Genomic DNA, 12,881 nt, shown 5'->3' on the forward strand with positions numbered 1-12,881 from the left:
GCTCAGCCTCCCGCCAGCACCCGGACGAGGTCGAGGCTGTCGCGCAGCGTCTGGACGATCGCTTCGCCCATCACCGGCGCGGCGATGGCAAGCAGCACGAGGCCGGCCAGCAGCGTCGCCGGCATGCCGACCGCGAACAGGTTGAGCGACGGCGCCGTGCGAGCCAGCATCGCCATGACGAGCTGCACCAGCACCAGCGTGAACGTGACCGGCAGGGCAATGACGGCGCCGGCCGCGAACATCGTTCCGCCGAACCGCGCGATCGCCTCGAAGGCTCCGGCGGGCATGAGATGGCCGGGCGGCAGCGCCTGATAGCTCATCACGATGAAGCGGACGAGCAGCAGATGGCCGTCCATGGCGAGCAGCAGGAAAGTGGCGATGATGGAGAGGAACTGGCCGACGACCGGCGTCGCATTGCCGGACAGCGGATCGACCATGGTGGAAAAGCCCAGGCCCATGGCATTGGCGATCGACTCGCCCGCGATGAAGGCGGCCGAATAGCCGATCTGGAGCGCGAAGCCGAGGCTGAGCCCGGCGACCACTTCCGCCGCGACGAACGCGATGCCCGTGACACTGGCCAGCCCGTCGTCCGGCAGCGTGAAGGGCACGCTGTTGAGCGCGGCGATGCCGATGGCGAGCGAAAGGATGATGCGCAGTTGCAGGGGCACGGCCGCGGCGCCGAAGATCGGCGCCGCGATGAAGGCCGCCCCCGGCCGGATCATGGCAAGCAGCCAGAGCCAGAGCTGCGCCTCGACGCCGGCGAAACCCGGTGCGATCATGAGAGCAAGTCCGGGATCCGCTCGAACACTTCGCGCGTGAAATCGACCACGAGCATCAGGATCGAGCCGCCGAACAGCACCAGCGTCGCTCCCACGATGATGAGCTTGGGCACGAAGGACAAAGTTGCCTCGTTGATCGAGGTCGCGGCCTGGATCATGCCGATGATGAGCCCGGCGAGCAGCGCGGGCAGCAGGATGGGCGCGGTGGCGAGCGCCGCCACCCACAATGCCTGCTGGGCGAGGCCAAGGAAGAAGTCACCATTTTCCATGGTTCATGCCTCTCCCGGTCCAGCCGCCGTCATGTCGTGCGCGCGGATCATGTCGCGAACGACGCAGCGAGGCTGCCCATGGTCAGGGCCCAGCCGTCGACCAGCACGAAGAGCAGCAGCTTGAACGGCATCGATATGATCGTCGGCGAGAGCATCATCATGCCGAGCGCCATCAGCGTGGACGAGACCACCAGATCGATGATGAGGAACGGCAGGAAGATCATGAAGCCGATCTGGAAGGCCGTCTTGAGCTCGCTGGTCACGAAGGCTGGCAGCAGGATGGAGAAGGGAATGTCGTCCGGCGAGCGAAAGGCCGGCGCATTGGCGAGGTTCTGGAACAGCGCGAGGTCGCTCTGGCGGGTCTGCTTGGTCATGAAGCCGTGGAGCACCCGGGCTGAGCGGCTGATCGCTTCCTCCACCGTGATCTGCCCCTCGCCATAAGGCGTGTAGGCCGTGGCGGAGATCTGGTCGATCGCAGGCCGCATCACGAACATCGAGAGGAAGAGGGCAAGGCCGACCAGCACCTGGTTCGGCGGCGTCTGGGCAAGGCCGAGGGCCTGGCGCAACAGCGAAAGCACGATGATGATGCGGGTGAAGCTGGTCATCATGAGCACGAGCGACGGCAGCACCGTCAGCAGGCTCATGAGGACGAGGATCTGCAGCGAGAGCGAGAGCGGGCGGCCCTCGCCCGAAACATCGTCCAGAGCGCGGGTCAGCGCGCCGGAGGCATCCGCCGCGGCGGGCGCGACGGCCCCGGTGGCCGGTGCCTGCGCGGCCTGCGCCAGCGCGGGATCGGCCATGAGCGCCGCGCCGGCGACAAACGCCAGCATGAGCAGGAAGAGCCGCAGCATCCTAGCCATGACGCATGTCGCTTTCCGCGACTTTCTCCACCTTGCCGCGCGAGACCGCGAGCAGCAGGCGCTTGCCTTCGAACTCCACCACCGCGAGCTTGCCGAGCGTGCCGAGCGGCATCACGTCAACGAGGCGCACCATGCGGTCGCGCTGGCCGGCGATCATGCCGGGCTGATATTTGCGCCACAGCCAGAGCGCGCCATAAGCCATGCCGCCGACCATCGGCAGCAGGATGAGCAGCTTGAGGAAGTACCAGCCGAGCGCGCTCATGCGCGGCGCTCGATGCCGGCGAGGCGCGCTTCTGCCGAAGCGATCTCCACGATGCGCACGCCATAGCGCCCGTTCACCGTCACCACCTCGCCGCGCGCGACGAGCGTGCCGTTGACCATGATGTCGAGCAGCTCGTCGGCCTGCCGGTCGAGCTGGACCACGCTGCCTTCGCCAAGCTGCATGATTTCGGCGAGGCGCAGCTGGGTGGAGCCGACCTCGACCGACATGCGGACGGGAATGTCCGCCAGCAGCCGCATGTTGCCGCCGAATCCACCGTCGGCCCGGGTATCAGCATCCAGTCTGGGTGCTTCGGTCATGTCGCTCATTTCGTGTCCTCAGGCCAGTTTTTCGATCATGAAGGCTGCGCAGCCGTCCTGTTCGCCGATCGTGCCCTGCGCAAAGATGCGGTCGCCGATCAGCAGCGGCAGGTTCCGCGCGATATGGATGGGAATGACGTCGCCCGGCTTGAGGGCGACCAGTTCCGAGATCTTGAGATTGGGCCGCGCCAGCACCGTCCGTGCGGAAAAGCGCACGTCCTCGAGCCGGCGGGAAAGCTGGCGCTGCCAGAGCGGGTCCGCCACGCGCAGTTCCTCGGGCACCTTGCTGCCGCCCGGCAGTTCAAGGCCGGCAAAGCCATCCTTCGGGTAGACGATCTCGATCAGGCCCGGCGTGCGATCGCCGATATCGATCTCGAAGGACTGGACCAGCACGGGCGTCTCGCCGGCCATGAGCTCGGCATGCGCCACATTGGTCTCGCGCCCCACCAGCATGACCTCGACGGGCACGATCTCGGACCAGCACTGCACCAGCGCCGCCATGATCTGCTCGGCGAGGCGCGCGGAGAGGCGGACCTCGGTGGGCGTGAATTCACGGCGCTCGCCGGTGAGCCGCTTGCCATGGCCGCCATAGAAGCGATCGACCAGCAGCGAGACCAGTTCCGCATCGATCCGCAACGTGACCGGTCCCTTGATCGGCGGCAGCCGATAGATGGACAGATTCACGAAGGCAGGGACGCAAGCGTCCCACATCATGAACATGGTGTCGTCGAGGGGTTTGGCGCTGACCAGGGGCCGGCCGCCGCTGAATGGCTCCACGATCCCGCGCAGCCGTCTGGCCAGGCGGTCGCCCAGCTTCTCCAGCCCGCCGATCGCGGCGGAGGGCACCGGGCCCTGCCGCCCGAAGGCATAAGGTTGCACGTCGTTCATTCGTTCTGGTCCCCATCCGACCCCGGTCGGACACGGACGCTACTGAATAACGAAATTGGTAAAATAAACGTTATCCACCCCGCCGTAGCCGGTCTTCGCCTTGAGCGTTCCGTTGATAATTTCGAGCAGTTTCTGCTGCAGCGCTTCCTTCCCCTGAGGGGTCGAAAGGTCGATCTCGTTCTGCTGCGCCATCATCATGAGGATGGCCGAGCGGATCGCGAGTTCATGGCTCTGGACCGCCTGGATGACCCGATTGTCATAATAGGTCGAGACGGCAATGGAGATCTGCGCGAAGGCATCGCTCTCCGCCAGGTTCGACGTGAAGGGGGCCGGAATCTGGAAGTAAGTGGGTTGATAAGCCGCGGGATTCTGCGGCCGCGGCAAGTCGACGCCCTTGCCCTCCGGAAGGGCTGCCGCCCCGGCTTCCTTCGCCTTGGCAAGCCCCTGGTTCGCGATCTCCTCCGGGTTCTCGCCCTTGAGCACGAGCTGCGGCTTGTTGGGATCCTCGTGAGGTCCGGCCTCCTTGTGCATCGATCCGGCGACGAAAAAGCCCGCCGCCGCGCCGCCCCCACCCAGCAGCGCCACGGCCCCGAGCAGGATGATCATCTTTTTCTTGCCGCCGCCTTTTTTTCCGGCGCCCTTCTTGTCCGCTGCATCACTCATCGATCTGCTCCTTACGCAAAGCGCACACGGCCATCGGCTGCCCGCCCGGAGGGCAGGCGCGAGGACGCGTCGCTTCGCTGATTCGGTTCATCCCGGGCGATTCGGCTGACCCAATCGCCCTGCTGTCCATGGCCGGCCCGGCCGCGCGCATCGCCTTCGCCATGCTGCTGCCCGGACTGTCCGGCAAAATTCGTGCCCTCGCGCGGCTGTCCGGACCTGTCGTCCCGTGCGGCCGTGTCCTGCTGCGTCGCGGCCTTCTCGACCGTGATGGTGCCAAGGCTGATCGAGGCAAGGCGTGCATCCCCCTGCAGTGCCGGCCGTCCTTCGGCCAGGCGTCGGGCGGCTTCATCCGTCTCGGCCAGCAGGCGCACGTTGGTCTCCGCGCCATCGCGCCAGAGATCGATCTCCAGCCGCCCCAGATGCGGCGGGCTGAGGGTGAACCGGCTATGCCCCGTACCGGCGGCGAGATCAGTGATTTCCCGTGCCATGCGGTCGATCCACTGGCCGGAAACGCCCATGTCGATCACTTGCTCGCCGAGCGCCGCACCGGCACTTTCCGTCGGGGCAGGCCCCGCCACGACACGAACGGGCGTCGCCATGAGTTCGGATTGCAGGACCGGCGGCAGCCCCTCGACGATCGCGCGGACGGGCGCACTCATCGAGGCCGCTTCACCGGCGGCCGGACGGGCCGGGGACGATCCTTTTTCCGACGACGCATGGAAGGATGCCGGGCGCTCGGAAGAAGAGGCCGTCGCGGTTGAGGATGGTGCCGGGGGCACCGGCACCTGATCGGCCATGCCGGACTTCGCCTCGCTCGCTGTCACGGTTCCGGAGGACCCATCGGGCTTGAGTGCGGGTCGGACGGCGGCCGGGCTGAGTATCTCCACCGCCGGAGCGGACTTGCCGTCCTGCTCGCTCACCGCCTGCGCCGCCATGCCCACGGCCCGTTCGCCGGTCGATGGCGATGCCGGGCGCTGGTCCGGCGAGATCATCTGCGGCGTTGCTGCCTCGGATGCCGCTGCAGGCCGGGAAACTGCGATGTCCTTTCCAACGGCATGTGAGGACGGAACTCCGGGTGCTTCGACGCCAACCTCGCTGATCGGCGCAGCTCGGGATGGCTGGCCTTCTACCTGCTCGGCAGCACCTGCCATGGCGACCGCAGCCCCGCGCGGCGAAGGCATGTCGGCCCCGCGCACCGGACCCGTTGCCGATGGGGTCGCATCGACGCTGGTCCGCGCGGGCGGGGGCGCACCGGCGCTCTCATTGGTCGGCGCCGGCGCCGGGAGATGGGCCACTTGCACCAGAGCAGGGTTGAGCCGATCCGGCGTCGTCGCCATCGCCGGCTGGTCAGCCTCGCGCGGGGTGTCGGGCGTGCCTTCATCCACCGGCACAATGTCCCCCGGCGCGTCGCTCTCGGGTGCCTCGCGCACGGCAAGGGCAAGCGCCTCCGCCTCGGCCATCTTCTCCGCCCGGGAGGATCGAACCGCCATCTGTTTCGCAAGGGAGACATGAACCGGGACAGCCGGGACCATATCATCCGGCTGAGACTTCACGCCGTCCGCCCCTTCTGCCCCGGTCGTCGCCTGCCACGCTGGAGGGCGTCCGCCGTCCAGCACCGGCATGTCCTCGCCATCCGGCGAGATCGCCGCGGGCAGATTGCTCATTGCCGGCGTCGGAACCAGGGACGGCGCCAGGTCCGCGCTGTTGTCCACCACGAGGCGCGGGCGGCCGGCCCCGGTCTGCCCATCCGCTTCGGCGACATGACGGACCAGCGCGGCAAAGGCGCCGCCCGTGGCAATGCCCTGCGGCTGTGCCTGCCCTGCCTTGCCACCGGCCATCTGCGGCGATTCCTCGGCCATGCCCTTGCCGGTGATCCGGCCCATCAGCCCCGCCAGATTGATCATCATTCGGTCCCCCTGTCCTGCATCCGGCGATAGCTTGGCAGCGCCGCCAGACGGGCCTCACGCCGCGCTTCCCGCGCCGCATGGGCCTTGTCCTTCAATCGTTCGGCAATCTCGCGGTCCCGACCGGCCACGACGCGCTCGGCATCGCGCTGGTCGATCCGGCGGTTCGCATCGTAGAGCGCACCGTCGAGTTGCCGCCCCGCGCGCTCGAGCCGCGTGGCCAGTTCCCGCTTCGAAGCAAGAAGCGCGCCAGTTGTCGCGCCTTCGTTGCCGATCAGTTCATCCCGGACCAGCGCGATGCGGCGCGCATTCTCCGTAATCTGGCTGGCTTCGTCGCGCGCGCTCATCACGGCCGCCACTGCCTGGCTGTGCTGGGCATGCCGCACGCGCAGCAGCCGCTTGCGGGATGCGATGAGCCGGCTCACCGGCCGAATTCCGCCACGAGGGCGTCGGCGCTCGCGGTCAGGCCGATCGTGGATTTGCTGCTCTGGCGCAGGAAGTCGAGCAGTTGCTGGCGCCGCTGGACGGCTTCGTCGATCGTCGCGTCGTTGCCCGGCCGGTAGGCGCCCATCAGGATGAGATCGCGATTTTCCTCATAGGCTGCCCAGAGCCGGCGGTAATTGGCTGCGGCGGCAAGGTGCTGCTCGTCCACGATGTCCGCCATCACGCGGCTGAGCGAGCGCCCGACATCGATGGCCGGGAAAATGCTCTGCTCGGACAGCTGGCGGGAGAGGACGATATGCCCGTCCACGATGGCGCGCGCGGTGTCCACGATGGGATCGTCATTGTCGTCGCCATCGGCCAGCACGGTGTAGATCGCCGTGATCGCGCCACCCGAGCGGCTGTCCACGCCGGCACGTTCCACGAGGCGCGGAATGAAGGCCAGCGCCGAGGGCGGATAGCCTTTCATGGCCGGCGGTTCGCCAAGGGAAAGCCCGATCTCCCGCTGGGCATGGGCGCAGCGGGTGAGACTGTCGATCAGCAGCAGCACATTCTTGCCGCGAGCCCGGAAATATTCGGCGATGGCCGTCGCGCGGGCGGCCGCGCGCAGACGCAGCACCGGCGGATGATCCGCCGGGACGGCAACGACCACGCTCTTGCCCATGAGCGCGCCGCCGATCTTGGTCTCGAGGAAGTCGCTCACTTCGCGGCCGCGCTCGCCGATCAGGCCCACGACGATGATGTCCGCCTCGGCGCCCCCGATCATCTGGCCCATCAGCACGGACTTGCCGACGCCGGAGCCCGCCATGATGGCGATGCGTTGGCCGCGCCCTGCGGTGAGCAAGGCATTTACCGCGCGCACGCCGAGATCGAAACGCTCGGTCACGCGGCCCCGGTCCAGCACATTGCCGCGCACGCCGTTCAGGGGCCATTGTCCGTTCGCGAGGATCGGCCCCTTGCGATCGAGCGGCTGCCCCATGGCATCCACCACCCGGCCGATCAGCCCCTCGCCGACCTGCACCATGTTCGCCGCGCTGTCGGGTTCCACGCGCGCGCCGTTTTCCAGTGGCGCGTCCTGATCGAGCGGCACCAGCACGGCGCGGCTGCCGCGAAAGCCCACCACCTCGGCGCGGATCGCATGACCGTCGGCGGCCCGGATGCGCGCGCCGGCGCCAATCGGCCGATTGAAGCCGGTCGCTTCCAGCATGCCCGCATCATGGCCGACCAGCCGGCCGACATGGCGGGGCGCCTTGTTGGTGACCTGCATATGGTCGAGCAGCTTCACGGCCTGATCGAAGCGGGCCTGCCTCATAGCCGCCCCTCCATGTCGTCCATGAGCGCGCGGAGCCTGTCGAGGCGCACGTCGGGCCCATCCTCGACCCAGCCTTCGGCGGTAGCGAGGCGGACCGATCCGCGCGGCAGAGCCGGATTGGCCGCAAGCGCGACGCCAGTCTGCTCCATGTCCAGCAGCGGCAAGTCCTCGGGATTGACTTCCAGCACGGCGCGCGCGTCGTCGCCATCGATGCAGGCGGCGACCGCCTCGCAGCGGGCCTGCAGCACGTCCGCATCGACCGGCACTTCCCCGACGATCTGGGCGACGAGACGGATCACGGCGTGCGAGAGCATCGTCGCCAGCGCGCCTTCGCCGCTGCCGGCCAGCAGCCGCAGGGCGGAGGCCAGCTCGGCACGCGCGGCATTGTCCTGTTCCAGCGCCTCGCGCGTGAGCCGCTCCCCTTCCTGGAAGCCCTGGAGGAAGCCTTCCCGCGACGCTTCCTCGATCGGGTCGACCGGATCGAGCGTTGCGGGCGCGTGCGTGGTCTGGGCGGGATGCGTGACGTTCCAGGCGCGGCTCGTCTGATCCTCGGAATAGAGGGAACGGAAGCCCTCCCCGTTGCCGGCCAGGCTGCCGAAGGCGCCCCAGCCCGCGATCGGTGCCGCGTCGCCAATGCTGTTGCTGGACCAGATCCTAGACATAGTCGTCGCCCCGGCCGCCAAGCATTACCGTGCCTTCGTCCGCCATGCGGCGCGCTTCGGCGATGATCGCCTTCTGCGCTTCCAGCACTTCGGCAAGGCGCATCGGTCCGCGTTCCTCCATCTCGTCCTGGATGGACTGGGCGGCGCGCTGCGACATGCAACCGAGGATCTTCGTGCGCAGCGCTTCGCTCGCGCCCTTGAGCGCGATGACCAGCAGGCTGTTGTCCACCGAGCGCATGACCGTGCCCAGATCCTTGTCGGAGAGCTCGATGAGGTTCTCGAAGATGAACATCTCATCCTCGATCGACTGCGCCACCACCTTGTCCCGCTTGGTCAGCGCCTTGATGATCCGCTGCTCATGATCCTTGCGGACATTGTTCATGATCGCCGCGGCCTCGCTGGTGCCGCCGCGCTTCGTCGTCGACGCGCCGCCCCGAGCGTGGCCGGGACGGGTGGAAAGCAGTTCCTCCAGATCGTCGAGCGCCTCGGCGCTTACCGGGCCGAGCGTTGCCACGCGATAGACCACGTCATCCTGCACTTCGGGCGGCAGGAGCTGGAGCACGGCGGCGGCGGCCACGGGATCGAGATGCGCGAGCACGATCGCCATGATCTGCGGATGCTCCGTTTCGATGATCGCCGCGATCTCGGCCGGCTCCATCCATTTGAGCATGGCGAGCTTGGTCGATTGCGTCGGCGGCGTGATGCGCGCCAGCATGTTGTCGGCCCGCTCGGGACCAAGCGCCTTGTGCATGGCGCCGCGAATGTGCTGGCTGGCGCCGTAGCCGATGGTGGTGCGGCCCTTGGCCTTGCGCACGAACTGGTCGAGCGCGGCGTTCACTTCGCCCACTTCCACGTCGGCCACGTCATACATGGCATAGCCGAGCTGGCGCACTTCTTCCGGCTCCAGCCGCGAGAGGATCTGCGCCGCCTCGTCCTCGTCGAAGAGCATGAGCAGGACGGCGGCGGCGGCGCTGCCGGTGAGCCTGGCGTTCTCGGCCTCAACCTCGCTCTCAGCCATCGGCCTTGGCTCCATCCTTGAGCAGATCGCGCACGACCAGCGCGGCGCGGTCCGGATCCTGCTTCACGAAATTGCGGATGAGCGCGGCCCGGTCGGTATAGTCATGGGTCGAGCTGATCATGTCGAGCGTCACCGGCTGTTCCGGGTCATGCGCGGCCACCCGGCCCAGCTCCGCCTGGATTTCCGTGCCCAGCTGCTGGGTGCGCTGTTCCTCGACGACCTGCTGCTCCACCTTGGCGGCGGACCAGCGCTTGAGGAGCGGGCGACCGATGCCGAGCAGCAGCACCAGCGTCACCAGCAGCGCCGAGAGGTTGCGGGCCAGCAGCGGAACCCAGCTCGCTTCGTACCAGGGCACATCTGCCGCCGCTTCCTCGGACTGGACGAACTTGCGGGAAGAGAGCGCCACGACGTCGCCACGGGTCTGGTCGAAGCCGATGGCGCCTTTCACCAGCGCTTCGAGCGCGGCGATCTCCTGCGCCGTGCGGGCCTTCCCGTCCGGCCCGTCGTCCAGCGCGACCGCGATGGACAGGCGCTGCACGGTGCCGATCGCATCGCGCGTGACGGAGACTTCGCGGCCAAGTTCGAAATTGCGATTGAATGTCTCGGCCGTCTTGAACGGCGGCATGCCGGGCGCGGCGGGCGTCTGCGCCGTCGCCTGGTCGAGCGTGGGCGGCGGCGCGCCGGGATCGGCCGGGTTGACGGGTGCGTTGGGCTGCAGCGCGCCGGGAATGCCGCCGGCGGCACCGCCATTGCCTTGCGCGTCGCTGTTCCAGCTCCCCGTCTCGCTGCGCAGCCGCGCCTCGTTCTGGGGATAGGTCTCGCGGGTCGCCTGCCGCTCCGCGAAATTCACTTCGGCATGGACTTCCGTCGAGAATTTGCCGGCGCCCACGATGGGCGTGAGCAAAGCGGTCACTGCCTGGCGATAGCGATCCTCGATCTTGGCCTGAAGCTCGATCTGCCGGTCCGTCTGCGCCCCGTCGCCGGTCGACTGGCTCAGCAGCCGGCCGTTCTGGTCGACGACCGACACGGCCTGCGGCGCCATGTCCGGCACCGAGGACGCGACGAGGTGGACGATCGCCTCGACCTGCCCTTCGGAAAGCGAACGCCCGCTGGCGATCTGGAGCATCACCGACGCCGTGGGCCGCGAGCGCTCGCGCAGGAAGATGCTCGGCGGCTCGACGGCAAGATGCACGCGCGCCTTGAGCACGGAGTCGATCGCCTCGATCGTGCGGGCAAGGTCCATCTCCCGCGCACTGCGCAGCTTCTCGCCCTCGACGGCGCGGCTGGCGCCCATCGGCATGGAGTCGATCAGCGTGTCGCCATCCGGCGCGCTGCGCGGCAGGCCTTCGCCGGCCAGCTTCATCTTGGCCGCGAAATAATCGTCCTCCGAGACGGTGATGGCGCCCGTGGACTTGTCGAAGCCATAAGCGATGCCGCCCTTGCTGAGCACGTCGGCGACGGCGGCCTTCTCCGTGTCCGGCAAGCCGCGAAAGAGATCGCGCTGCGGCGGCTCGCGCAGCGCCAGCCATGCGAGGCCGGCCAGTGCGGTGACGCCGAGCAGCCCGGCGAGCGGCAAGGCGCGCTGCACGGCGGGCTGGCGCATGAAGCCGGTCAGCTGCAGCCGCAGGGCCTCCATGCCTGGCCCGGCCCGGCCCGATATTGCAGGGAGCGCCGGCTGGATGGCGGGGGCGGTGATGATGTTCGCGTCGCTCATCTGGGTTTATACCGGCATGCTCATGATGTCCTTGTAGGCGGACAACAGTTTGTTGCGGACTTGCAGGGTGGTCTCGAAGCCGACCGATGCCTGCTGCTTGGCAAGCATCACGGCCGCAATGTCGGTGGTCTCGCCCCGTTCGAAGGCCGCGGCGGCGTCGCTCGACTGGGACTGGAGATTGCTGACTTCGTGGACGGCGCTGCGCAGCGCATCACTGAAGCTGGCCTTGCCGGGCGCGCCGGCCGTCTCGCCGGCTGCCGGGGCGGCGCCGCTCGCGACATCCCGGATGGCATTGTTGCGCTGGAGGATGGACTGGCGCAGCGCCAGCACATTGTCGACGGAGAGTCCTGCCATGATTGCGTCCTCCTGCCTCAGACGGCCATTGCCAGGTCACGCATTTCGGCGAGCCGATAGCGCAGCGTGCGTTCGGAAATGCCGAGCATGCGCGCGGCATGGGCCCGATGCCCGCCGGTGTCCCGCAGGGCGGCGCGGATGGCATCCATGGCCGATGCGCGAGCGACGTCGTGCAGGCGCGCCGGCGCGGCGGGCCGGGCGGCGGCGCGCGACGGGAAAGGCGCAGGCGCTGCGGCGGGGCTCGGCGTGAGGCCGAGATCGCCAAGGTCGATGCGGTTTCCCTCGCGCAGCACGATGGCGCGCTGGAGGACATTGCCCAGCTCGCGGGCATTGCCGGGCCAGTCATGGGCGGCGAGCTGCTCGATCGCCCGGGGCGTGGGCCAGGCGAAGTCGCTGGCCGCGGCGCTTCCCGTCCGCTGGGTCTGGTGACGCAGCAGGAACGCGGCCGAGATCGCAATGATGTCGCCCCGCCGCGCGCTCAGCGGGCTGAGCTGAAGCGGCATCACGTTGAGCCGCCAGTAAAGGTCTGAGCGGAAGCGTCCGGCATCCGCCTCGACAGCGAGGTCGCGGTTGCAGGCGGCGATGACGCGCACGTCCACCGGCACCGGATGCGTGGCGCCGACGGGAAGGACTTCGCCTTCCTGCAGGGCCCGCAGCAGCTTGGCCTGCAGCGCGAGCGGCAGTTCGGCGATCTCGTCGAGGAACAGCGTGCCGCCATTGGCCGCGAGGAAGAGCCCCTCCGAGGAAGCGCCTGCCCCGGTGAAGCTGCCCTTCTTGTGGCCGAAGAGCATGGCTTCCATCATCGTTTCGGGCAGGGCGGCGCAATTGACGGCGATGAAGTCCTTGTCCGCGCGCGGCGAATGATCGTGGAGGAAGCGCGCGATGCCTTCCTTGCCGGTGCCGGTCTCGCCCTGCACCAGCACCGTGGCATCACTGGCGGCGATGCGGGCGGCGAGGCGCATCAGCATGGCGCTGGCGTCATCGCCCACGGCGGGCATGCGCGCCGGGCGCAGCAGTTCGGCAATGAGCGCGAAGGCCATCGTCCTGTCCTGCGGACCGAAGGCGATGCGGGCCGGGAAGCCGCCTGCCGCCGGCATGAGGCGCGGTTCGCCCTCGCGCCATTCGATCAGGATGTCCCGGCAGGTCGCATGAGCAATTTCCTCTGCCAGCAGGATGCGCCGCGTGGTCTTGCCTCGTGGCGTCTCGGCCGCGACCGGCCTTGTGGTGAAGCAGGCAGTATCAAGCCACGTCCCGAGATCCGGCAAAAGCCGGTGGACGCGCTGGCTCATGTCGACAGGCAACATGCATCAGTCCCCAGTTCTTTTGGCCCCGCTCCCCCGAGCCGGACCCTTTCGGTGCATCAGCTTTAACGGGAAAATGCTTATCATTCGGTTAAGCACGGCGAGTGATTGCCGGTTGCGGCAAGATCCTGCCGCGT

The 12,881-nt window shown here is 68.2% G+C and carries 15 protein-coding genes; all 15 read right to left on the reverse strand.

Translation table 11 applies throughout. From position 1 onward, the window contains the following. Positions 1 to 2: 2 nt before the first annotated feature. The 15 genes from fliR to SLG_RS01455 are packed head-to-tail and all read right to left on the reverse strand — an operon-like array spanning position 3 to position 12,747. Positions 3 to 779, reverse strand: coding sequence for a flagellar biosynthetic protein FliR (gene fliR, locus SLG_RS01385; protein ID WP_014074608.1), 777 nt, complete (start codon positions 777 to 779; stop codon positions 3 to 5). After that, complete coding sequence (gene fliQ / locus SLG_RS01390) at positions 776 to 1,048, reverse strand: flagellar biosynthesis protein FliQ (RefSeq protein WP_014074609.1); 273 nt, start codon at positions 1,046 to 1,048, stop codon at positions 776 to 778. The genes fliR and fliQ overlap by 4 nt, the downstream gene beginning before the upstream one ends. Before the next feature lie 47 nt (positions 1,049 to 1,095). After that, positions 1,096 to 1,899: a flagellar type III secretion system pore protein FliP gene (gene fliP / locus SLG_RS01395; protein WP_041391671.1), complete on the reverse strand. Its 804-nt coding sequence runs from the start codon at positions 1,897 to 1,899 to the stop codon at positions 1,096 to 1,098. A 1-nt stretch (position 1,900) separates the two neighbouring features. Then, positions 1,901 to 2,170, reverse strand: coding sequence for a flagellar biosynthetic protein FliO (locus tag SLG_RS01400; RefSeq protein WP_014074611.1), 270 nt, complete (start codon positions 2,168 to 2,170; stop codon positions 1,901 to 1,903). Further along, positions 2,167 to 2,496 carry a flagellar motor switch protein FliN gene (gene fliN, locus SLG_RS01405; RefSeq protein WP_014074612.1) on the reverse strand — a complete coding sequence of 110 codons (330 nt, stop codon included), beginning with the start codon at positions 2,494 to 2,496 and terminating at the stop codon, positions 2,167 to 2,169. Before fliN ends, SLG_RS01400 begins: the two co-directional genes overlap by 4 nt. A 9-nt stretch (positions 2,497 to 2,505) precedes the next feature. Further along, positions 2,506 to 3,375: a flagellar motor switch protein FliM gene (locus SLG_RS01410; RefSeq protein WP_014074613.1), complete on the reverse strand. Its 870-nt coding sequence runs from the start codon at positions 3,373 to 3,375 to the stop codon at positions 2,506 to 2,508. Positions 3,376 to 3,414: 39 nt separating this feature from the next. After that, positions 3,415 to 4,038, reverse strand: a complete 624-nt coding sequence (locus SLG_RS01415) for a flagellar basal body-associated FliL family protein (RefSeq protein WP_014074614.1) — start codon at positions 4,036 to 4,038, stop codon at positions 3,415 to 3,417. Between the two features lie 11 nt (positions 4,039 to 4,049). Continuing rightward, positions 4,050 to 5,945, reverse strand: coding sequence for a flagellar hook-length control protein FliK (locus tag SLG_RS01420; RefSeq protein WP_014074615.1), 1,896 nt, complete (start codon positions 5,943 to 5,945; stop codon positions 4,050 to 4,052). Continuing rightward, on the reverse strand, positions 5,942 to 6,367 hold the full coding sequence (locus SLG_RS01425; RefSeq protein ID WP_014074616.1) for a hypothetical protein: 426 nt from the start codon (positions 6,365 to 6,367) through the stop codon (positions 5,942 to 5,944). Before SLG_RS01425 ends, SLG_RS01420 begins: the two co-directional genes overlap by 4 nt. Continuing rightward, on the reverse strand, positions 6,364 to 7,695 hold the full coding sequence (locus SLG_RS01430; RefSeq protein WP_014074617.1) for a FliI/YscN family ATPase: 1,332 nt from the start codon (positions 7,693 to 7,695) through the stop codon (positions 6,364 to 6,366). The genes SLG_RS01425 and SLG_RS01430 overlap by 4 nt, the downstream gene beginning before the upstream one ends. Further along, a complete protein-coding gene (locus SLG_RS01435; protein WP_014074618.1) occupies positions 7,692 to 8,357 on the reverse strand; it encodes a FliH/SctL family protein in 666 nt (221 codons plus the stop codon). The genes SLG_RS01430 and SLG_RS01435 overlap by 4 nt, the downstream gene beginning before the upstream one ends. Next, positions 8,350 to 9,375: a flagellar motor switch protein FliG gene (fliG, locus tag SLG_RS01440; protein WP_014074619.1), complete on the reverse strand. Its 1,026-nt coding sequence runs from the start codon at positions 9,373 to 9,375 to the stop codon at positions 8,350 to 8,352. The genes SLG_RS01435 and fliG overlap by 8 nt, the downstream gene beginning before the upstream one ends. Continuing rightward, positions 9,368 to 11,089 (reverse strand): flagellar basal-body MS-ring/collar protein FliF, encoded by a 1,722-nt coding sequence (gene fliF, locus SLG_RS01445; RefSeq protein ID WP_014074620.1) that lies wholly within the window; start codon positions 11,087 to 11,089, stop codon positions 9,368 to 9,370. Before fliF ends, fliG begins: the two co-directional genes overlap by 8 nt. Before the next feature lie 6 nt (positions 11,090 to 11,095). Next, positions 11,096 to 11,443: a flagellar hook-basal body complex protein FliE gene (gene fliE, locus SLG_RS01450; RefSeq protein WP_014074621.1), complete on the reverse strand. Its 348-nt coding sequence runs from the start codon at positions 11,441 to 11,443 to the stop codon at positions 11,096 to 11,098. A gap of 17 nt (positions 11,444 to 11,460) precedes the next feature. After that, the gene (locus SLG_RS01455; protein ID WP_014074622.1) at positions 11,461 to 12,747 is read right to left on the reverse strand and encodes a sigma-54 interaction domain-containing protein; all 1,287 of its coding nucleotides are present in this window, start codon (positions 12,745 to 12,747) and stop codon (positions 11,461 to 11,463) included. Positions 12,748 to 12,881: the final 134 nt, after the last annotated feature.

The sequence above is a fragment of the Sphingobium sp. SYK-6 genome, assembly GCF_000283515.1.
GTDB lineage: Bacteria > Pseudomonadota > Alphaproteobacteria > Sphingomonadales > Sphingomonadaceae > Sphingobium > Sphingobium lignivorans.